Source organism: Sphingomonas sp. CARO-RG-8B-R24-01 (assembly GCF_022662295.1).
Lineage (GTDB): Bacteria > Pseudomonadota > Alphaproteobacteria > Sphingomonadales > Sphingomonadaceae > Sphingomonas.
This window is the reverse complement of sequence record NZ_JAKNQI010000002.1, coordinates 574,727-594,698: the sequence shown is the minus strand read 5'-3', so window position 1 is coordinate 594,698 and position 19,972 is coordinate 574,727. Positions and strand designations below refer to the sequence as shown.

The window sequence follows — 19,972 nt, the reverse complement described above, 5'->3', positions numbered from 1 at the left end:
TGATCCGCCGATCCGCCCGATAGGCGGTCGCGTGATCAAGGTTGTCAGCTACAACATGCACAAGGGAATCGGTCTGGATCGCCGTCGCGACCCGCGGCGTATTCTCGACGTGCTGTGCGAGATCGATGGCGATGTCATCGCGTTGCAGGAAGCAGACCTGCGGTATGGCACGAAGGCGGCAGTGATCCCGCACCGCCTGCTGGAGGATCATTCGCCCTGGCGTGCCGTCCAGTTGCACGATCGGGCGAGCATGGGGTGGCACGGCAATGCCTTGCTCACGCGCAAGGGGAGTGAAGTCCTCGACAGCGCCGCGCTCCATATCCCGGCGCTTGAACCCCGAGGCGCGATCCGGGTGGATGTGTCGATCGACGCGACCCCGATTCGCGTGTTCGGCATGCACCTCGATCTTTCGGGCTTGTGGCGACGCCGGCAGGCGCGCGCGATCCTGACGCATGCCGACGATTGCGCGCCGCCGATGCCGACCGTGATGATGGGCGATCTGAACGAATGGACCCCGAACGGCGGATGCCTGCATGACTTCCGCCGCGAATTCGCGATCGCACCGACCGGCCCGAGCTTTCACGCACGCCGCGCGATCGGGCGGCTCGACCGAATCATGACCCGGGGCTTTCGCGTGCGCGACTGCGGTGTCCACAACAGCGCGCTTGCGCGCAAGGCATCCGACCACCTGCCGATCTGGGCGCTGATCGAACCGTTATGACGCGCGACAAGGAGCTTCGTCTCGCGCTCGTGTGCTACGGCGGGATCAGCCTTGCGGTCTATATGCACGGGATCACCAAGGAGATCTGGCGCCTGGCGCGCGCAAGCCAGGCGTTCCATGCCAGCCCGGCCGCCGCCGAACCGCGATCCGGCAGCGCCGAAATCTACCTCGCCTTGCTGGCCGAGATCGAAGCGGTGACCGGAACACGGCTTCGCGTGCTGATCGACATCATTGCCGGCGCGAGCGCGGGCGGCATCAACGGCGTGTTTCTCGGTCAGGCGATCAGCACGGGGCAAAGCCTGGAACCCCTGACGCAACTCTGGCTCGACTCGGCGGACATAGAAGCGCTGGTCGACGAGAAACAGGCTCCGGCAACCCGCTTCTCCAAGGCCTGGGCGTTGCCGCTCGCATGGGTCGCGGCACGCAGTACGGACGGTGTCGAAGCCACGGTCGAAAGCGGCGCGCGGGACGAGGTCCGCGCGAAGCTGTCGCACTTCATCCGCTCCCGGTGGTTCGAGCCGCCCTTCGGCGGGGAACGCTTTACCGGGCTGATCCTCGATGCACTCACCGCCATGACGGCGGCGCCGCGTACGCCGCGCCTGCTCCCGCCCGGACAACCGCTCGACCTGTTCGTGACCGTAACCGACTTTCGCGGACATCCCGAACGGCTGACGCTGCATTCGCCGCCCGAAGTGCTGGAAACCGAACACCGCGTCATCGTGCCGTTCACGGATCACGGCACCGATTGCGAGACCCTCGCCGATCCCGCCGAACTCGCATTTGCCGCGCGCGCGACATCGTGTTTCCCCGGGGCCTTTCCACCCTTCATGGTAGGCGAGCTCGACCGGGTCCTCGAACGGCGCGAAGTCCACTGGCCCGGACGGGAGGCATTCCTGAAGCGCATCCTGCCGCGCCAATATGCCGCCAATGCCGCCGAAACCGCCGTGCTGATCGATGGATCCGTCCTCAACAACGCGCCGTTCCGTCCGGCAATCGAGGCGTTGCGCGAACGCCCTGCCCAGCGCCAGGTCGATCGGCGCTTCGTCTATATCGATCCGCACCCCCGCGGCAGTTTCGGGTTCGCGGCGTCCGGCACCAAAACCCCCGGCTTTTTCCAGACGATCATCGGAGCGATGTCGGAATTGCCGCGCCAGCAACCGATCCGGGACAATCTCGACGAGATCGCCGACCGCTCGCGTCGGATCGAGCGGATGCGTTCGATCATCGCCGGTATCCGGCCCGAAGTGGAGAAACAGGTCGAGGCGCTCTTCGGCTATACGTTGTTCCTCGATTCGCCGACGCCGGTGCGGCTGGCGGCATGGCGCCAACGCGCGCAGACCGCGGCGGCAAAGGCTTCGGGCTATGCCTATGCCGCGTACGGGCATCTCAAGATTACCGGGGTGGTGGAAACCATCGCCGCCCTGCTCGACGGCGCCGGCGGGGAGACGGGTCAGCAACGCGCGGACCGAGTCCGCCGTCTCATCGACGAAGCCGTTGCGCTTCAGGGATTCGACGAACTGAGGCCCGGCTTTGCCGGCGGCGCCGGCCAGCGGACGATCACGTTCCTGCGCACCTTCGATCTGGGCTTCCGCTTGCGACGCCTGCGGCTGCTGGCGCGGCGGATCACCGAGCTCGAGGGCGCGCACCCCGAGACCGAACTCGGTGCGATCCGAGAAGCGGTCTACGCCAGCCTGTCGGAATACCTCGAATGCAAGCGGACCGACCGCTACGCCGCGCTGCGGCGGGACGTGCGGCTGTTGCGCAGCGATGCGCGCCCGCTGCTCGACAAGCTGGGCGGCGTAATGGGGTTGCAGGCGCTGGACACGGCGACCGAAGCGCGCCTGGCGGCGGCGTTCGCCGGCCTGTCGCGCGACGTGAAGCGCACGATCCTGCTGACGTATCTGGGGTTCCCGTATTTTGACGTCGCGACGCTGCCGCTGCTGCAGGGCGAGGGTCTCGATGAGTTCGACCCGATCAAGGTCGACCGCATCGCCCCCGACGACGCGACGTCGATCCGGTCCGGCGGGGCGGAGGCGACGCTGAAGGGCATCCAGTTCAACAGCTTCGGCGCGTTCTTCAGCCGTGCCTATCGCGAAAACGACTATCTCTGGGGCAGGCTGCACGGCGCCGAGCGGATGATCGACATCCTGCTGTCGACGCTCGACCCCGACCAGCGGCTGAAACCGGGGCGCAATGCCGCGATCAAACGCGCCGCTTTTCTGGCCATCCTCGACGAGGAAGCCGACCGGCTGACGACGATCCCCGGCCTGTTTGAGACGCTGCGCCGCGAAATCGGCTGAGTCTGGTCAAGCGGCGCGGTTTTGAGTAGCCTTGCGCCCATGCAATTCCTCAAAATCCTCTTCTGGTGCCTGCTCGCCTTCATTGCGGCGGTGTTTACCGTGGCCAATTGGACGAGTGTCGCGATCCGCCTGTGGGGCGGCATGGAAGCGCTGGTCAATCTGCCGGTCCTGCTGCTCGTGACCTTTCTTGCCGGATTGCTGCCGACCCTCGCCTGGCATTCGACGCTGCGCTGGCGGCTCCGCGCCCGGCTGGCGAACGCCGAGCGTACGCTGGCGGACATGCGGACCGCCATGGCGCCGCCGCTGCCGCCAGCCACGATGGCGCCGGGCGCACCGCGGGCGTCGTCCGACCTTACCTCCTCAGCGTCCGACAGCGGAGTAATGCTGTGACCAATCGCCTGTATGTCGCGCTCGACACCCCGGACCTGGCGAAGGCGCATGCGATGGCCAGGCGCGTCCGCCATCATGTCGGCGGGATCAAGCTCGGCCTCGAATTCTTCCTCGCCAACGGTCAGCCCGGGGTGCGCAGCATGGCCGAACATGGCCTGCCGATCTTCCTCGACCTCAAGCTGCACGACATTCCCAACACGGTGGCCAAGGCGATCATGGCGCTGCACGGGCTCGATCCCGCGATCCTGACGGTCCATGCCGCCGGTGGCCGTGCCATGCTCGAGGATGCCAAGGCCGCGGCGCCGACCGGGACAAAGGTGGTCGCTGTGACGACGCTGACCAGCCTCGATACCAGCGATCTCGCCTCGATCGGCGTGCCCAGCAGTCCGCATGATCAGGTCCTGCGACTGACCGACCTCGCGCGGGAAGCCGGGATCGATGGCGTCGTCTGTTCGGGCGCGGAAGTCGGGGCGGCGCATGCGCTGTGGCCGAAGGGCTTTTTCGTCGTCCCCGGAGTCCGACCGCAAGACGGGCCGGTGGGCGACCAGAAGCGCGTCGTCACGCCGCGCGCCGCGCTGGACGCCGGCGCATCGATCCTCGTCGTGGGGCGCCCGATCACCCAGGCCGAGAACCCGGACATGGCCGCGCGCGAGATCGAAGCGACGCTCTGAACGGCACCCCCGGTGCGGCGGTGCGCGTTTTTCGATGGTTAAGCCTTGCGTGATATCGCTTGCGCCTACGTCGACGAGCCGCAAGGACGGTTGCATGCCTGTTTCTGCCAAGATCTGCGGGCTTTCCACGCCCGAAACGCTCGATGCCGCCATCGCTGGCGGTGCGAGCCACGTCGGGTTGGTGTTCTTCCCGCCCTCCCCGCGTCACGTCGGTCGCGACCGCGCGGCCCAACTTGCGGCGCGGGTGCCGCAGCGCGTCGCGCGCGTCGGCGTGTTCGTGAACCCCGATGATTCAACGCTCGATTCGGCGATCGAGGCCGGCAAGCTTGCGGTGCTGCAACTCCATCAGACATCGCCCGAGCGCGCCGCCGCGATCAAGGCGCGGACCGGACTGGAGCTGTGGGCGGCGGTGGCGGTGCGGACCCGGGCCGATCTTGATGGCGCGCTGCCCTACCAGGGCATCGCCGACCGCATCCTGTTCGATGCAAAGACGCCGCCGGGTGCCGCATTGCCGGGAGGCATGGGGGTTCGGTTCGACTGGACCCTTCTGCACGGCTTCCGCCACGCGCTCCCGTGGGCGCTGTCGGGCGGGCTCGACGCCGTCAACGTAGGCGAGGCGGTGCTTGGCACCGGGGCGACCCTGGTAGACGTCTCGTCTGGCCTGGAGAGCGCACCGGGCATCAAGGATCCGGCAAAGATCGGTGCCTTCCTCGGCGCCGTGGCGATGTGCTGAAACCGGCGCCGCGTGATGCGCGGCACGGTATGGCTCCCTGAGTAGGATTCGAACCTACGGCCGCTCGATTAACAGTCGAGAGCTCTACCGCTGAGCTATCAGGGAACAAGGCAGACCTGCGGATGTCGACGACACGCCCGCGTGACTGGATTGGCGTATCCGGCGAAAGTGGCTCCCTGAGTAGGATTCGAACCTACGGCCGCTCGATTAACAGTCGAGAGCTCTACCGCTGAGCTATCAGGGAACATCGCGGAGGCGCGCCTATAGCAGCGGGTTTCGCGCGAATGCAAGCGGTGTTACGCAGGTTTATCGCATCGGGCTGAAACCGCCCAGGCCGTGCAGATATTGCGTGTGGATATCCAGCGACACGATGCCCGAGCCCACCGCCACCGTGGCCGCATCGACCGACGGACGCGCGCGCCCGATCCGCGCGTTGCTCCGCAGACCGACGCCGTCGGCGAAGACGTCGAACTTGTCCTGCGCGCGCCGCGAATGCAGCATCAGCAGCGCATACCGTCCCGGGTGCGGCACCTTGATACACAGGCTGACCGCGCCGGTCTCCGGGGTCGCCACGGTCACCCGGCGAAACACCTTGCCCGCCGTGAGCAGGTCCGTATCGGATCGCATGAAATCGTCGGGATTGTCGGGATAGAGTTCGAGCTTCACCTGCCCCTGGCGATCCTTGAGACCCAGCACGTTGACCAGGATCGCAGGCCCCCTGCCCGATGTACAGGCATTGGCATCGCTGCCGAACATGCCGCCCGCGCTCGCGCGCTCCGGCTGACCCAAAAGGGCGATCGTCAGGCCACAGAGACCCAGGGCGATCCACGACTTGTCACGCATCTTCACTCTCTTCGTCGATTGGGGTGATCAGAATTTCAGGCCGACCATGAGATTGGCGATCGGATTGAGACCGCCGGGCCGGTCGCCCAAGGCGCGGTAGGACCGTGGCAGGTTGGCGTTGGCGGCGCCGATCAGCGTGCCCATCTCCACGCCGAACATGGCATTGTGATACGTGCCGCTATAGCCGACGGTGGCAGCGGGGGTCCGGCGGTTGAAACCGGTGCGTACGCCGGAATTTCCCCCGGGCAAGCGGGGCGCATACAGCAGGCCGCCGGTCGCCTTTTCCGCATCCCGCACGAAATTCGCGACGGAAAAAAACTTCATCCCCCCGGAGAGATGCAGCCCGCTCCCGTGGATCGGGTAATAATCGATCATCGAACTGGCGAACCGGTGCTTCATCGTCCCGTCCGGATCCTGCAGCGGATCCAGCGTCTCGGACGTACTCAGCACGGCCAGTCTCAGGCGGAAGTCCGGGGCGAGCCTTGCCTCGACCGGCGTCACCCGGCCGACCGCCGCCGGCGCAGGCGCCGCCAGCACTGCCGCATAGTCGGCGTGCGCCGATCCCCCCAGCGCCACCCCTGCGGCCAAACTTGCGGCAAACCCTGTCACGATCCGCATCGGCACCCCCGTAGGCACTGCGATCCCCGTCGCATCCATCCCTGTTGCAAAGACGGTAACCGGCGCCTTAACCCGCCCATCGTAGCGGCCCGGTGCGACCAAAGGAGTATCGATCGCGACAAAACGATGGAACCGTAGTTCGTCGCGCGTCAGTCTCCGTTCATCTCGCAAGGCTTACAAAGTGTGAGACCGGATCAATTACCCGGAGCCTTGCGCCCGGTCGCTCGTTCTGCGCTTCATGGCCTCGACGGCACGGCTCGCCGCACAGACCAGTTCACTGGAGACCGAAATGCCCAAGTTTTCGCCGACCTTCCGCAGATCCGCTATCGTCGCGGCACTGGCGGCATCTACCCTATTGACGGCTTGCGCCACGGAATCGACCTATCGCCCGGCGGTCGGCCGCGGGTTCGAGCGTTCGGGCTACAGCGATCGCCAGATCGAAGACAACCGCTTCCAGGTCAGCTTCTCGGGCAACAGTTACACGTCGCGCGACACGGTCGAAAAGTACCTGCTGTTCCGTGCGGCCGAGCTGACCGTCCAGCGTGGCTACGACTATTTCGTCTTCGCCGACCGTAACGTCGACAAGAGCACGCGGACCTATACCACGCCCGGTGTCGGCGGGTTCGGTGGATTCGGATATGGCGGCGGCTTCGGCGGCGGCTATTGGGGCCCCAGCTGGCGCTATCGCGGGCGTGGCTTCGGCTGGCGTTCGTGGGATCCGTATTTCGGCGACCCGTTCTTCGACCGCGGGGTCGATATCAACACGATCGACAAGTACGAGGCGAATGCCGAGATCGTGGTCGGCAAGGGCCCCAAGCCCAAGGACAATATCCGCGCCTTCGATGCACGCGAAGTGTTGCGCAACCTCGGACCGAGCATCGTCACGCCGAAGTAACGGCTACCGCGCGACGGCATGAAAAGCCCCCCTTCTGCAGACAGGAAGGGGGGCTTTTTTTGTCCCGTTTTGAGGGACGCGGTGGTGGGCTTTCAGGTTCCGTCATTTTCGCAACGGCATGAGCGCCCCGAATCCGGAGCTGCTCTCCCGCGAAGGCGGGAGCCCAGGAGTCGCGCGAACTGCAAGCCGTTGTCTTGCTTGGCACTGGATTCCCGCCTTCGCGGGAAAACAGTGCATGGCGCGTCCCTGGCTCAAGCTTCGCGGGGATGACGGCGTCTAAGGGAGAGGGTCGGTGCCCGTCACACCGCCCCGTGGCAATGCTTGTACTTGTTCCCCGACCCGCACGGGCACGGCGCGTTGCGGCTGACGTTGCCCGCCCATTCGGACGGATCCTGCCCGAGCTCCTGCCCCTCGGGCCGCGGGATCGACAGCGGCGGGAGGCGCGTGGTGATCAGCCCGCTGCCCGCGTCCTGATCGTAGGTGTCGTCGTCCCCGGTGAACGGGTCGAAATGGTTGGTGATGAAGTCGGGCAGCGTCGGCAGGGCCGGTGCCGGCTCGACGTTGAACTCGGCGAAGGCGATCGTGCGGGTCACGTCCTCGCGGATGCTGCCGAGCATCCGCTCGAACAGCGAGAACGCCTCCTGCTTGTATTCGTTGATCGGCGTCTTCTGCGCATAGGCGCGCAAGTGGACGACCTGGCGCAAAGCGTCGAGCGTCGCGAGATGCTCCTTCCAGTGATGATCGAGGTTCTGCAGCAGGATCGACTTCTCGACCCGGATCCACGTCTCGGGATCGAGCGACTCCGCCTTTTCGCGGACCAGATCGTCCGCCTGCGCGCGGACGCGCTCCTCGATGATCTCGGGGTCGATCGCCTCTTCCTCGAGCCACGCCTCGACCTGCGGTTCGAGGTTGAGCGTGGTCGCGAGCTGCTCCTTCATCCCCGCGACATCCCATTGTTCGGGATAGGTGCCCGGAGGGCATGCCGCGCCGACGATGCCGTTGACCGTCTCCGCACGCATGTCCTCGACCACGTCGCCGACGGTCGCGGCATCCATGATGTCCGACCGCTGCTCGTAGATGACCTTGCGCTGGTCGTTCATCACGTCGTCATATTCGACGACCTGCTTGCGGATGTCGTAGTTGCGCGCCTCGACCTTCTTCTGCGCGGTCTCGATCGCCTTGGACAGCCACTTGCTGCCGATCGCCTCGCCGTCGCCGATGTTCGAGCGCATCATCTTGGCGAACAGCGTGTCCGGCCCGAAGATGCGGAGCAGATCATCGTCGAGGCTGAGGTAGAATCGCGAGAGACCCGGATCACCCTGACGCCCCGAACGCCCGCGCAGCTGATTGTCGATACGCCGGCTCTCGTGCCGCTCGGTGCCGAGCACGAACAGCCCGCCCGCCGCGAGCACCTCGGCCTTCTCGACCGCGATTTCCTGCTTGATCCGGGCGATCGCCGCCTCGCGCTCCGGCCCCTCGGCCATCGCCGACAGCTCGTCGTTGACGCGGAATTCGAGATTGCCGCCCAACTGAATATCGGTGCCGCGGCCCGCCATGTTGGTCGCGATCGTCACGACGCTCTTGCGCCCCGCCTGCGCGACGATGTGCGCCTCGCGCTCATGCTGGCGCGCGTTGAGCACCTCGTGCTTGACGCCTTCCTGCACCAGGAATTCGCTCAGCAATTCGGACTTCTCGATCGACACAGTGCCGACCAGCACCGGCTGGCCGAGATCGGCGTGATGCTTGATCTTCTTGGCGATCGCGCGGAATTTGTCCGGCGTGTCCTTGTAGAACTCGTCTTCCTCGTCGACGCGCTGGACTTGCACGTGAGTCGGGATCGTCACCACGTTCATCTTGTAGATGTCGTAGAATTCGGCCGCCTCGGTCGCCGCGGTGCCGGTCATGCCCGCCAGCTTGGGATACATGCGGAAATAGTTCTGGAAGGTGATCGACGCCATCGTCTGGTTCTCGGGCTCGATCTCGACGCCTTCCTTGGCCTCGATCGCCTGATGCAAGCCGTCCGACCAGCGCCGACCATCCATCATGCGGCCGGTGAACTCGTCGATGATGATGACCTTGCCGTCCTTGACGATGTAGTCGATGTCCGCCTTGAACATCATGTTCGCGCGGAGCGCCTGGTTGGTGTGGTGCACCACCTGCGTGTTCTCGAAATCGTACAGGTTCGCGCCCTCGAGCAGCCCCGCCGCCTCGAGCAGCCGCTCGACCTTCTCGGTGCCGTCCTCGGTCAGGATGATCGACTTCTGCTTCTCGTCCTTTTCGTAATCCTCCGCAGCCAGCTCGCGGACGATCAGGTCGACCGAGCGGTACAGGTCGGACTTGTCGTCGGTCGGGCCGGAGATGATCAAAGGCGTGCGCGCCTCGTCGATCAGCACCGAATCGACCTCGTCGACGATCGCCATCGCAAACGGGCGCTGGACCATCGTCTCGCGCTCATATTTCATGTTGTCGCGCAGGTAATCGAAGCCGAATTCGTTGTTCGTGCCGTAGGTGATGTCCGCGGCATAAGCGTCGGCGCGCTGCTGGTCCGACAGGTTCGGGACGATGACGCCGACCGTCATCCCGAGGAAGTTATAGACCTGCGCCATCCAGCCCGCATCGCGTGCCGCCAGATAGTCGTTGACGGTGATGACGTGGACGCCCTTGCCCGGCAGCGCGTTGAGATAGGTCGCGAGCGTCGCGACGAGCGTCTTGCCCTCGCCGGTGCGCATTTCGGCGATCTCGCCGCGGTGGAGGACGATGCCGCCGATCATCTGCACGTCGTAATGCCGCTGGCCGAGCGCACGCTTGGCGGCTTCGCGCACCGTGGCGAACGCTTCGGGGAGCAGCGCGTCGAGATCCTCGCCCGCTTCCAGCCGCTCGCGGAAGCGCGCGGTCTGGGCGGAGAGGTCCTCGTCGGACATGGCGGAGATGGTGGGCTCGAACCCGTTGATCTTCGCGACGACCGCGCCGAGCGACTTGACGTAGCGGTCGTTGGACGAGCCGAAGAGCGATTTGGCAATGCCGCCGAACATGGGCAATTCCTGTATGTCTAAAGGGGATGAGCGGCGCGCTACCCGCGGCCACCGGAAAATGTCGTTAAGAAGGGCAGCGCGGCAGGCGCCGCCGGATCAAGCCCGCGGGCGATCCAGGTAGAGGCGCGCAGGTGCGATCGCGGGAAGCGCAACGACTTGCAGCGCGAAAACCGCCGTTTCGCCAAAGCCGCTCGCGAGGTGCAGATGCCCCGCTACGCGCAGCACCCGCGCCGGGAGCGCGACCTGCGTGCGTGCCGCCGCGACCGACTGGCATTCGACCTGCACGTCCGGTGCGCGAACGCCCGTCACCACGCCGGTCAGCGCGGAGAGGATCGCAGAAAAGAACAACAGCCATTCCATGGGTGCTCGGGCATGTAATGGCTGCGACGCGCTTCGTCTATCGGCAAACACCGCTCGTCGTGGGGGGCTGTTCGTGCGCAGACGACCCTTCGACTTCGCTCAGGGCGAACGGGGGGAGGATGGTTTCGGCGAGCAACCCGCGCCCGAAAGGGTGAAGGAAAGAGCTGCGCTGCATTGCGTTCGTGCTGAGCGTAACATTCCGTTCGTGCTGAGCGAAGTCGAAGCACCGCCCCAAGCAAGACGCCTGAAACCGCGCCCTCCCTTGCCTAGGAAGGGGAGAGGGACTTCCGACAAGTTCCTCCCCTCCCTGGAAGGGAGGGGTTGGGGGTGGGTAGGCTCGAGGCGGGTGCTGCACCCTCCCCACACCAACCCACCCCCGCCCCCTCCCTTCCAGGGAGGGGAGAAGCAACAGCGGCACCGCTTGAGACGCAGTAGCGATCTGCTAAAGCCGCGCACATGACCCGCTCCCCGCTCGCTCGCCCCTTCCCCGCCCTGCCTGCGATCGCCGGGGTAACCCCCCGCGTCGCGCGCGCCGGGTACAAGGCGTGGGAGCGCAACGACCTCACCTTCATCACGCTCGACCCCGGCACCACCGTTGCGGGCGTGCTGACACAAAGCAAATGCCCCTCGCCCGAAGTCGAATGGTGCCGCGCGGCGCTGATCCTCGGCGAGGCCCGCGCGGTCGTCGTCAATGCCGGGAACGCCAACGCCTTCACCGGCGGGCGCGGCCGCGCCGCGGTCGAGGCGATCGCGGCCAAGGTCGCCGGCGCGCTCGCTTGCCGCCCATCGGACGTGTTCGTCTCCTCGACCGGCGTGATCGGCGTGCCGTTGCCGATCGACAAGGCCGAGGCCGGGCTCGACGCCGCCTTCGCCGCGCTGCCGTGCTCGTGGGAAGACGCAACCAACACGATCGGCACGACCGACACCTTCGCCAAGGGCGCGATGACGACCGCAGTGGTCGGCGGGCGTACGGTGACGTTGGTCGGGATCATCAAGGGCTCGGGGATGATCGCCCCCGACATGGCGACGATGCTCGGCTATATCTTCACCGACGCGGCGGTTTCCGCCGAGTTCCTCCAGGCGATGCTCGGCGAAGCCAACCGCGCGACCTTTTCGTGCATCACGGTCGACAGCGATACCTCGACCAGCGACAGCGTCCTCGCCTTCGCCACCGGCAAGGCCGGGAATACCCCGCTCACCGGCGCGGACGACGACGGCGCCGACGCGTTCCGCGCGGCACTCGGCGACCTGTGCCGCCAGCTCGCGCATCTGGTCGTGCGCGACGGCGAGGGCGCGTCCAAGTTCATCGAGGTCGCGGTGACCGGCGCGGAGAGCGACCGCAGCGCCCACCGCATCGCGATGAGCATCGCCAACTCACCGCTCGTGAAGACGGCGATCGCGGGCGAGGATGCGAACTGGGGCCGCGTCGTGATGGCGGTCGGCAAGGCGGGCGAACCCGCCGAACGCGACCTGCTGGCAATCCGTTTCGGCGATACGCAGGTCGCGCGCGAGGGCCTGGCGGTCGTCGGCTATGACGAGGCACCGGTCGCCGCACATCTCAAGGGGCAGACGATCGAGATCGGAGTCGATCTCGGGCTTGGCGACGGTATTGCGACGGTGTGGACGTGCGACCTGACGCACGGGTACATCTCGATCAACGCGGACTATCGGAGCTGACGCCCGGCTCGGGACCGTCGACCGACATGGGGCGTGTCAGCGTCCTGACGCACCGCCGAGCCGTACCCCGATCCACAACCGGCGCGGCGTGCCGAGGTCGATCGACCCGGCCGCGTTCCGCGTGATCACCGTGGTATCGGTCAGATTCTCGCCGCGCGCGATCACCGCCCAGCGCCGCGCGATCGGCACCGACACGACGCCATCGAGGGTCGTTGCCGCCGGCAGGACGTCGGTTTGCAGATCGTCTTCATATTGTCGCCCGACGTACCGGCCCGTCAGCGATACGCCGAGCCCGCGCGGATCCTGCCAACCCAGCGTTGCGCTGGCCGTGTGGCGCGGGCTCTGCGCCGGGATGAACCCGTTCAGCTGCGCCGAGGCCCCGGAGGCGCGGACCTTGCTGTCGCTGAACGCATAGGACCCGTCGAGCGACACGCGCCCGTGCGTCGCATGCGCGGTCACTTCCACCCCGCGCGCGACGATCGCATCGACATTGCGGCGCTGCCGCACGGTGGGGGTAATCGTCACGTTGGCGATCGCACCCTTCAGCCGGTTATAGAACGCGGTCACACCCAGCGAAACGCCGTCGACCGGTGTCAGGTCGATCCCGCCCTCCACGCCGCGCAACCGTTCCAACCCCAGCGCGGCATTGGCCTGGGTCGTGATCGGGAACACCACGAACGGCCGGTAAAGTTCGTTGAGCGTCGGCAACCGGAAACCGGTATAGCCCGCCGTCCGCAAGGCCACCGCGTCGCTGGCATGAAACACCGCCCCCGCGCGTCCGGTCGCCTCCACCCCGTCGCGATCGGCGAAGCGCTGATTCGTCGTGACCGTTCCCGCGCCGTTGCGCTCGCGGAAGAAGCCGTCCGTAATCGTCCAGCGGTCCCCCCGCACACCCGCCGTCAGCACCAGACGGCCGAGCGTCCAGTCATCCTCCGCAAACAGGCCGGTCGTATTGGTCGTCCCGCCGGCGGTCCGCCGCGTCGTGACGGCACCGCTCGCGGCATAGGCGTCCTCGTACAGCGTACCGTCCCCCAGCCGGACGTCCGCGCCGATCCGCAGGACGTGGTCCGGGCCAACCGGCGGCCGCAGTTCGATCTTGCCGCCAATTCCGGTCGACGGAGTGTTGCGCTGGTCGAGAGTCAGTTTCGCGGTCGTCGCGCTGATCACGCGATTGGCGAAGTTCCGCGCCTGGACATACGCCAGCACATCCACCGCCCAGGGTCCGCGATGGACCACCCGGATGCTGGCGTCCTCGCCTTCGGAGCGACTGTCCGCCCCCGCGAACCGCAGCGTCCGGTCGTCCCGGAACACCACCGCCCGCGCCTGCAACTCGGTTTCGGCATCGATCGGGACGACGGCGCGGGCTTGCCCCGACCAGTCGCGATAGCGCGCGCGGACGGTGGCCGCGGTCCGCTGGTCGAGTGGGGTCGTGTAGAAGCCGTCGCCCCGTTCATACTTCCCCGCGACCGTCAGGAAGCCCGCGCCGACGTCGGGGGATAGGCTCGCGGTCGTTTCCACCGCATGGTCGCTGCCGTAGAAAGCACTGCCGGCGACGCGGGGGAGATCGGCGCGGGTGGCGCTGGAAAGCTCGATCGTTCCCGCGACCGCCCCCGCGCCGAAGGCCCCGGCCCCGCCCCCGCGCGTGATCCGCACGCTCGACAGGCGGTCCGGCGACAAGGCGTTGAACGGGATATAGCCGAAGAACGGGTCCGCCAGCGGGACGCCGTCCAGCAGCACCAGCGCCCGCGACGAGGCATTTCCGCCCAAAGCGCGCAACGTGACGCCCTGCGCCGACGGATTGGCCGACCGGCTGTCGCTGCGGCGGAACTGCTGGAAGCCGGCGACGTCCGACAGGACGTCCTCGACCCGGCCCGACGCATCGTTGGTGAGCCGGTCCCGATCGATCGTCACCGATCCATAGGCTGGCATGCCCGGCGGCACCGGCAGCGGTGACCCGAGCACCACGATATCGGGGCCGGAAACGCCCGGCGCCGCGACCGGCGCAGCCCCCTGTTGTGCGGACAGGCCGGCCGGCACGCCGATGACGGCGAGCGCGAGACGTCGACATTTCACGGACGCTATTGTTTCTTGGCCTGGGGCACGCCGCTGACCCAGAAGACGCCATCCGGCTGCAGCGTGATGACATATTGTCCGCGATCGTCGCACTCTGCGATCCACACGGCGTGCCCGTCGATCGGTGCGTGCTTTTCGAAACGCACGATCTTCTGACACGTGTAGCCGCCATCCCTGATCGCGCGGAACAGGGTGGTTTCCTGCAGGTTGCGCGGCAGCGCGTCGATCCTGGCTTCCATCGGATCGGGCTTGGTGGTGGCCGCCGCGGTGGTCCCGGCGGTGCTGCCCGGATCGCAGGCCGACACACCGGCAACCATGGCGGCGAGCATGGCGATGCGGGGTAGGACGTGTTTCATCTCAGCTCTCCGGATCATATGCCGTCGCCAACGACGCTGCGCCCGGATTGCTCCAGCGCCGCCGTCAGATCGGCGATACAGCGATCTGCCAGTGCCGCATCGGTTGCCCGCACGACGAAATTGGCGCCAACCTTGCCGTCCCGAAAGAACGGGTAGCTGCCGATTGCGACGCCTTCGTGCGCCTTTTCGGCCTGGCTGAGCAGGTCGGCGACCTCGCTCTCGGCGACCCAGCAGCCGATCGTGCGCGACAGTACGGGCAACCCGCCCTCCAGCGTCCCGGTCAGCGCATCCAGCATCCCGGCGGTGATGTGCGGCACCCCGGCCATGATGAAGATGTTGCCGATCTTGATCCCCGGCGCGCCCGACATGCGATTCTCGATCAAGTCCGCGCCTTGGGGAACGCGGGCCATGCGCTTGCGCGCCTCGGTCAACCCGCCGCGCTCGGCATAATAGGTTTCCAGCACGGCCAGCGCCTGCGGATGGAAGGCGACCGGCACCCCCAGCGCCGTTGCGATCGCATCGACGGTAATGTCGTCGTGGGTCGGGCCGATGCCGCCGGTGGTGAAGAGATAATCGTTGCGCTGTCGCAGGATATTAATTGCCTCGACGATCGCGTCGGTCTTGTCCGCGACGATCCGCACCTCGGCGAGGCGGATCCCCTGCACGTTGAGCCAGGCCGCGATCTGCGCGACATTCTTGTCCTGCGTTCGGCCCGACAGGATTTCGTCGCCGATCACCGCGAGCGCGGCTGTCCAGATGCGTTGCGTCATCTGCTTCGCATAGCCCCCCGCCGCCCTCTCGCAAAGCCCGCACGGAGCCGCTATATCGCTTCGCATGACCGAATATGTAACCGTAACCGCCGACGCGCCGATGGGCCGCACCGGCGCGATCAAGCTTCATGGCCGCGATGCGTTCGACGGCATGCATGCCGCGGGCAAGCTCGCCGCCGAAACGCTCGACATGATCGTGCCGCACATGGTGCCCGGCATGGCGACCGCCGAACTCGACGCCATGATCCGGCGGTTCATCGTCGATCGCGGCGGCATCCCCGCGACGCTCGGCTATCGCGGCTATACCCATTCGAGCTGCATCTCGACCAACCATGTCGTCTGTCACGGCATCCCGAGCGAGAAGACGCTCAAGAGCGGCGACATCGTCAACGTCGACGTGACGCCGATCCTCGACGGCTGGCATGGCGACAGCAGCCGCATGTATCTGGTCGGCGACGTGCCGATCAAGGCGAAGCGGTTGGTCGACGTGACCTACGAATGCCTGATGATCGGGATCGAGCAGGCGAAGCCGGGCAACCATCTCGGCGACATCGGCCATGCGATCCAGCGGCATGCCGAGAAGCATCGCTACGGCGTGGTGCGCGATTTCTGCGGGCACGGGCTGGGGCGGCTGTTCCATGACGCGCCCGAGGTGGTTCATGCCGGACGTCCCGGCACCGGGCCGGAATTGAAGCCGGGGATGATCTTCACGATCGAGCCGATGATCAACACCGGGCGCGCCGACGTGAAGCTGCTCGACGACGGCTGGACAGCGGTGACGCGCGATCGCTCGCTGTCCGCGCAGTTCGAACACTCGATCGGGATTACCGAGGACGGCTGCGAGATCTTCACGCTCAGTCCGGGCGGGTTCGACAAGCCGCCGTATTGAGGGGTTGGGTAGCGCGCGCGCACCACTTCTCACGCACCAAGCACGTGCACCATGCGCAACCACCCCGGCGAAGGCCGGGGCCCAATTGCGAAGGTCGAGGTAATGTAGCGCAGCGCTGTAAGCGCCTGCTGCGCTATTGGGCCCCGGCCTCCGCCGGGGGGGGTGCGTTCCATGGCTGCGTCTCTTGAGGTGCGCTGGGTGCGTTTCTAAGGGTGCACTCCGCCACGACAAGCGCGCTGCCGCAAAATCGGGCACACCCTCACCGCCTGCGCGCCAGTTAGGCATCGCACTCCCCGCGCCCCCGCGCATAACCAACGCCTTTCCGCCCCTCGCGTAGCTGGCATGGTTATTGTAAGGTAAACGAACATTCCGGGAGGCGTACCAGCGTGAAAAAGATCGAGGCGATCATCAAGCCGTTCAAGCTCGATGAGGTGAAGGAGGCGCTGCACGAAGTCGGGGTCAGCGGGATCACCGTGACCGAGGCCAAGGGGTTCGGGCGCCAGAAGGGCCATACCGAACTGTACCGCGGTGCCGAATATGTCGTCGACTTTCTCCCCAAGGTAAAACTCGAGGTCGTGGTCGAGGACGGCATGGCCGACCGCGTCGTCGAGGCGATCGCCGCCGCAGCGCAGACCGGGCGAATCGGGGATGGCAAGATCTTCGTCATTCCGGTCGAGACCGTGCTGCGCATCCGTACCGGCGAACGCGACGAAGACGCGATCTGACCGCGCAACGATCGGAATGCGGGTTTGACGCAGCGCAACATCTTGTGACAGCGTGAGCATCCGGGCTTAACACGAGTCCCGCCCCGGAATGACCGGAACGGGCAATTTTTCAGTATCCAGAAAGGGCGTGGGGACATGGCGAAGACGGGCAACAGCGCAAGCGACGTGCTGAAGATGATCAAGGACCAGGAGATCGAGTGGGTCGATCTGCGGTTCACCGATCCCAAGGGCAAGTGGCAGCATCTGACGATGGTCGCGGGCGTCGTCGGCGAGGACGAGCTGACCGACGGCTTCATGTTCGACGGATCGTCGATCGAAGGCTGGAAGGCAATCAACGAGTCGGACATGATCCTCATGCCGGATCTCGACGCGGTGTGGACCGATCCGTTCTCGGCGACTCCGATGCTGATCCTGGTGTGCGACATCGTCGAGCCGTCGACCGGCGAGCTGTACGCGCGCGATCCGCGCTCGACCGCGAAGCGCGCCGAGGCGTATCTCAAGACGACCGGCATCGGCGACACGATCTTCATCGGGCCGGAAGCCGAGTTCTTCATGTTCGACAACGTCCAGTTCGAGAACAGCTACGCGACCAGCTATTACAAGATCGACGACATCGAGCTGCCGACCAACACCGGCACCAGCTATGAGGGTGGCAACCTCGGCCACCGTCCGCGCGCCAAGGGCGGTTACTTCCCGGTCGCGCCGGTCGACAGCGCGGTCGATATCCGCGGCGAGATGGTCTCGACCATGCTCGAGATGGGCCTGCCGTGCGACAAGCATCACCACGAAGTCGCCGCCGGCCAGCATGAGCTGGGCCTGACCTTCGGCACGATGACGCTGACCGCGGATCGCATGCAGATCTACAAGTACGTTTGCCACAACGTTGCGCAGGCGTACGGCAAGACCGTCACCTTCATGCCCAAGCCGATCAAGGAAGATAACGGCTCGGGGATGCACACGCATCTGTCGATCTGGGACAAGGGCAACCCGCTGTTCGCCGGCAACGGCTATGCGGGCCTGTCGGAAACGTGCCTGTTCTTCATCGGCGGCATCATCAAGCATGCCAAGGCGGTCAACGCCTTCACCAACCCGACGACCAACAGCTACAAGCGTCTGGTCCCGGGCTATGAAGCACCGGTGCTGCTCGCTTACTCGGCGCGCAACCGCTCGGCTTCGTGCCGTATCCCGTACGGCACCGGCCCCAAGGCGAAGCGCGTCGAAGTGCGCTTCCCCGATGCGATGGCAAACCCGTATCTCTGCTACGCCGCTTTGTTCATGGCGGGCATGGACGGGATCCAGAACCGCATCCACCCGGGCGAGGCAATGGACAAGAACCTGTACGACCTGCCCCCGGCAGAGCTCGCCGAGGTTCCGACCGTCTGCGGTTCGCTCCGCGAGGCGCTCGACTCGCTGGCGGCGGATCACGACTTCCTGCTGAAGGGCGACGTGTTCTCCAAGGACCAGATCGAATCGTACATCGAGCTGAAGATGCACGACGTGCTGCGCTGGGAGATGACGCCGAGCCCGGTCGAGTTCGATATGTACTACAGCTACTGAGGCGCGGCCACGACCGCGCCGGTGGCGACGAGGCGAAGCCAAGTCGCCACAGGAGCTGTCGGCCGGCCTCGCCCTGGCGAGGACCGACGGCGTGGCTTTGCCACGACGGGACACAAAGAAAGGGCGTCCGGAGCGATCCGGGCGCCTTTTCCGTATTAACGTCATCCCGGCGCAGGCCGGGGCCGCCATGTTGTGCTTGGGAACATCGGTTTCGCGTCCAACCTGGCGGCCCCGGCCTTCGCCGGGGCGACGGGGAGGAGCAACAAAGCGACTTTCGCACCGCTCTCGCCTTCGCTTTGGTGACGCCCCCCACACCGACCGCATTCCAAACCCCCGCAAAACCCCCTAAACCCCGCCGCATGATCCACGTCGCCGCGCTCTACCGTTTCGCCCGCTTCCCCGACCCCAAGGCGCTTCGCCAGCCGCTGCTCGACCTGTGCGAAGCGCACGGCATCAAGGGCACGCTGCTGCTCGCCCCCGAAGGCATCAACGGTACGATCGCGGGCAGCGACGCGGCGATCGCGGCGGTGCTGGCGCACATCCGCACCTTCCCCGATTGCGCCGCGATCACCGCCAAGCACAGTCACGCCGAGACGATGCCGTTCCACCGCATGAAGGTCCGCCTCAAGCGCGAGATCGTGACGATGGGCGAACCCGCGATTGATCCGCTGGAGGGCACCGGCACCTATGTGACGCCCGCCAACTGGAACGCGTTGATCGCGCACCCCGACACCGTCGTGATCGACACGCGCAACGCCTATGAGGTCAAGGTCGGCACCTTCGCCGGCGCGATCGACCCCGGCACCGACAGTTTCAGCGACTTTCCCGGCTGGGCCCGCGCGCACCGCGCCGAGCTCGAGGGAAAGCGCATCGCGATGTTCTGCACCGGAGGAATCCGCTGCGAGAAATCGACCGCCTTCCTCAAGGCCGAAGGGCTGACCGACGTGTTCCATCTCGAAGGCGGCATCCTGAAATATCTCGAGACGACGCCGCAGGCCGAGAGCCGCTGGCAGGGTGAATGCTTCGTGTTCGACGAGCGCGTCGCGGTCGGCCACGGACTGGAGCCCGGTACGCACGCGCTCTGCCGCGCGTGTCGCATGCCGGTCAGCCCGGCGGAACGAGCGTCGCCACAGTATCAGGAAGGCGTCTCCTGCCCGGCGTGTGCCGACACGCGCGATGCGGCCCGGCGCGCCGCCTATGCTGAACGCCATCGGCAGGTGAAGCTTGCCGAGGAGCGGGGCGAAGCGCATGTCGGCGCGACGCAATCGAGGTCCTGATCCCGTCCAAGGCCAGCGGATGAATAGATCGCCGTTCCTTGTCTCGTCGCATTTGTATGCACTTAAACATGTTCTTTGATAGATC

At 66.2% G+C, this 19,972-nt stretch carries 18 protein-coding genes and 2 tRNA genes; 11 read left to right on the top strand and 9 right to left on the bottom strand.

All coding sequences use genetic code 11. The features are described from left to right. Positions 1-31 precede the first annotated feature (31 nt). From L8G49_RS07585 to L8G49_RS07565, 5 genes are all read left to right on the top strand, one after another. Entirely contained in the window at positions 32-721 is a 690-nt protein-coding gene (locus L8G49_RS07585) for an endonuclease/exonuclease/phosphatase family protein (protein ID WP_242183576.1), read from the top strand. Next, entirely contained in the window at positions 718-3,021 is a 2,304-nt protein-coding gene (locus L8G49_RS07580; RefSeq protein ID WP_242183574.1) for a patatin-like protein, read from the top strand. The genes L8G49_RS07585 and L8G49_RS07580 overlap by 4 nt, the downstream gene beginning before the upstream one ends. A gap of 39 nt (positions 3,022-3,060) precedes the next feature. After that, on the top strand, positions 3,061-3,411 hold the full coding sequence (locus tag L8G49_RS07575; RefSeq protein ID WP_242183572.1) for a hypothetical protein: 351 nt from the start codon (positions 3,061-3,063) through the stop codon (positions 3,409-3,411). Then, a complete protein-coding gene (gene pyrF, locus L8G49_RS07570; protein ID WP_242139932.1) occupies positions 3,408-4,082 on the top strand; it encodes an orotidine-5'-phosphate decarboxylase in 675 nt (224 codons plus the stop codon). Before L8G49_RS07575 ends, pyrF begins: the two co-directional genes overlap by 4 nt. Before the next feature lie 94 nt (positions 4,083-4,176). Further along, the gene (locus tag L8G49_RS07565; protein WP_242183571.1) at positions 4,177-4,815 is read left to right on the top strand and encodes a phosphoribosylanthranilate isomerase; all 639 of its coding nucleotides are present in this window, start codon (positions 4,177-4,179) and stop codon (positions 4,813-4,815) included. Positions 4,816-4,845: 30 nt separating this feature from the next. Here L8G49_RS07565 and L8G49_RS07560 read toward each other — a convergent pair. The 4 genes from L8G49_RS07560 to L8G49_RS07545 all read right to left on the bottom strand — a co-directional run bounded on the left by L8G49_RS07560 (position 4,846) and on the right by L8G49_RS07545 (position 6,276). After that, positions 4,846-4,920, bottom strand: a tRNA-Asn gene (locus L8G49_RS07560). Between the two features lie 64 nt (positions 4,921-4,984). Beyond that, positions 4,985-5,059 (bottom strand) — tRNA-Asn (locus L8G49_RS07555). A 62-nt stretch (positions 5,060-5,121) separates the two neighbouring features. Beyond that, entirely contained in the window at positions 5,122-5,658 is a 537-nt protein-coding gene (locus tag L8G49_RS07550; protein ID WP_242140537.1) for a DUF2141 domain-containing protein, read from the bottom strand. A gap of 27 nt (positions 5,659-5,685) precedes the next feature. Next, the gene (locus tag L8G49_RS07545) at positions 5,686-6,276 is read right to left on the bottom strand and encodes a hypothetical protein (RefSeq protein ID WP_242140538.1); all 591 of its coding nucleotides are present in this window, start codon (positions 6,274-6,276) and stop codon (positions 5,686-5,688) included. A gap of 238 nt (positions 6,277-6,514) precedes the next feature. Between L8G49_RS07545 and L8G49_RS07540 the strand changes: the two genes are divergently transcribed. After that, on the top strand, positions 6,515-7,171 hold the full coding sequence (locus L8G49_RS07540; RefSeq protein ID WP_242183570.1) for a hypothetical protein: 657 nt from the start codon (positions 6,515-6,517) through the stop codon (positions 7,169-7,171). 299 nt (positions 7,172-7,470) lie between these two features. Here L8G49_RS07540 and secA read toward each other — a convergent pair whose 3' ends face one another. Together secA and L8G49_RS07530 are read right to left on the bottom strand one after the other, a co-directional pair. Then, positions 7,471-10,203, bottom strand: a complete 2,733-nt coding sequence (gene secA / locus L8G49_RS07535) for a preprotein translocase subunit SecA (RefSeq protein ID WP_242183569.1) — start codon at positions 10,201-10,203, stop codon at positions 7,471-7,473. Between the two features lie 96 nt (positions 10,204-10,299). Further along, positions 10,300-10,563 carry a hypothetical protein gene (locus L8G49_RS07530; RefSeq protein ID WP_242140541.1) on the bottom strand — a complete coding sequence of 88 codons (264 nt, stop codon included), beginning with the start codon at positions 10,561-10,563 and terminating at the stop codon, positions 10,300-10,302. Between the two features lie 456 nt (positions 10,564-11,019). Here L8G49_RS07530 and argJ point away from each other — a divergent pair, with 456 nt between their 5' ends. Next, a complete protein-coding gene (gene argJ, locus L8G49_RS07525) occupies positions 11,020-12,240 on the top strand; it encodes a bifunctional glutamate N-acetyltransferase/amino-acid acetyltransferase ArgJ (RefSeq protein ID WP_242183568.1) in 1,221 nt (406 codons plus the stop codon). Between the two features lie 36 nt (positions 12,241-12,276). Here argJ and L8G49_RS07520 read toward each other — a convergent pair whose 3' ends face one another. From L8G49_RS07520 to L8G49_RS07510, 3 genes are read right to left on the bottom strand one after another with little or no spacing between them, the layout of a single operon-like run. Further along, entirely contained in the window at positions 12,277-14,265 is a 1,989-nt protein-coding gene (locus L8G49_RS07520; RefSeq protein WP_242183806.1) for a TonB-dependent receptor, read from the bottom strand. A gap of 53 nt (positions 14,266-14,318) precedes the next feature. Further along, complete coding sequence (locus tag L8G49_RS07515) at positions 14,319-14,642, bottom strand: hypothetical protein (protein WP_242183567.1); 324 nt, start codon at positions 14,640-14,642, stop codon at positions 14,319-14,321. Positions 14,643-14,683: 41 nt separating this feature from the next. Next, complete coding sequence (locus L8G49_RS07510; protein WP_242183566.1) at positions 14,684-15,439, bottom strand: molybdopterin-binding protein; 756 nt, start codon at positions 15,437-15,439, stop codon at positions 14,684-14,686. A 64-nt stretch (positions 15,440-15,503) separates the two neighbouring features. On the opposite strand from L8G49_RS07510, the gene map reads away from it, so the two are divergent. The 4 genes from map to L8G49_RS07490 all read left to right on the top strand — a co-directional run bounded on the left by map (position 15,504) and on the right by L8G49_RS07490 (position 19,887). Further along, positions 15,504-16,328: a type I methionyl aminopeptidase gene (gene map / locus L8G49_RS07505; protein WP_242140545.1), complete on the top strand. Its 825-nt coding sequence runs from the start codon at positions 15,504-15,506 to the stop codon at positions 16,326-16,328. 386 nt (positions 16,329-16,714) lie between these two features. Beyond that, positions 16,715-17,053 carry a P-II family nitrogen regulator gene (locus tag L8G49_RS07500; RefSeq protein ID WP_242140546.1) on the top strand — a complete coding sequence of 113 codons (339 nt, stop codon included), beginning with the start codon at positions 16,715-16,717 and terminating at the stop codon, positions 17,051-17,053. A 135-nt stretch (positions 17,054-17,188) separates the two neighbouring features. Next, positions 17,189-18,610 (top strand): type I glutamate--ammonia ligase, encoded by a 1,422-nt coding sequence (gene glnA, locus L8G49_RS07495; protein WP_242183565.1) that lies wholly within the window; start codon positions 17,189-17,191, stop codon positions 18,608-18,610. 359 nt (positions 18,611-18,969) lie between these two features. Next, on the top strand, positions 18,970-19,887 hold the full coding sequence (locus L8G49_RS07490) for a rhodanese-related sulfurtransferase (RefSeq protein WP_242183564.1): 918 nt from the start codon (positions 18,970-18,972) through the stop codon (positions 19,885-19,887). The last annotated feature ends 85 nt before the right edge of the window (positions 19,888-19,972 follow it).

Coding starts and splice junctions, on each gene's coding strand:
- argJ (WP_242183568.1), top strand. CDS start 11,020: ATGACCCGCTCCCCGCTCGCTCGCCCCTTCCCCGCCCTGCCTGCGATC.
- map (WP_242140545.1), top strand. CDS start 15,504: ATGACCGAATATGTAACCGTAACCGCCGACGCGCCGATGGGCCGCACC.
- L8G49_RS07510 (WP_242183566.1), bottom strand. CDS start 15,439: ATGACGCAACGCATCTGGACAGCCGCGCTCGCGGTGATCGGCGACGAA.
- L8G49_RS07490 (WP_242183564.1), top strand. CDS start 18,970: ATGATCCACGTCGCCGCGCTCTACCGTTTCGCCCGCTTCCCCGACCCC.
- L8G49_RS07515 (WP_242183567.1), bottom strand. CDS start 14,642: ATGCTCGCCGCCATGGTTGCCGGTGTGTCGGCCTGCGATCCGGGCAGC.
- glnA (WP_242183565.1), top strand. CDS start 17,189: ATGGCGAAGACGGGCAACAGCGCAAGCGACGTGCTGAAGATGATCAAG.
- L8G49_RS07545 (WP_242140538.1), bottom strand. CDS start 6,276: ATGCGGATCGTGACAGGGTTTGCCGCAAGTTTGGCCGCAGGGGTGGCG.
- L8G49_RS07575 (WP_242183572.1), top strand. CDS start 3,061: ATGCAATTCCTCAAAATCCTCTTCTGGTGCCTGCTCGCCTTCATTGCG.
- L8G49_RS07565 (WP_242183571.1), top strand. CDS start 4,177: ATGCCTGTTTCTGCCAAGATCTGCGGGCTTTCCACGCCCGAAACGCTC.
- L8G49_RS07530 (WP_242140541.1), bottom strand. CDS start 10,563: ATGGAATGGCTGTTGTTCTTTTCTGCGATCCTCTCCGCGCTGACCGGC.
- secA (WP_242183569.1), bottom strand. CDS start 10,203: ATGTTCGGCGGCATTGCCAAATCGCTCTTCGGCTCGTCCAACGACCGC.
- L8G49_RS07540 (WP_242183570.1), top strand. CDS start 6,515: ATGGCCTCGACGGCACGGCTCGCCGCACAGACCAGTTCACTGGAGACC.
- L8G49_RS07580 (WP_242183574.1), top strand. CDS start 718: ATGACGCGCGACAAGGAGCTTCGTCTCGCGCTCGTGTGCTACGGCGGG.
- L8G49_RS07550 (WP_242140537.1), bottom strand. CDS start 5,658: ATGCGTGACAAGTCGTGGATCGCCCTGGGTCTCTGTGGCCTGACGATC.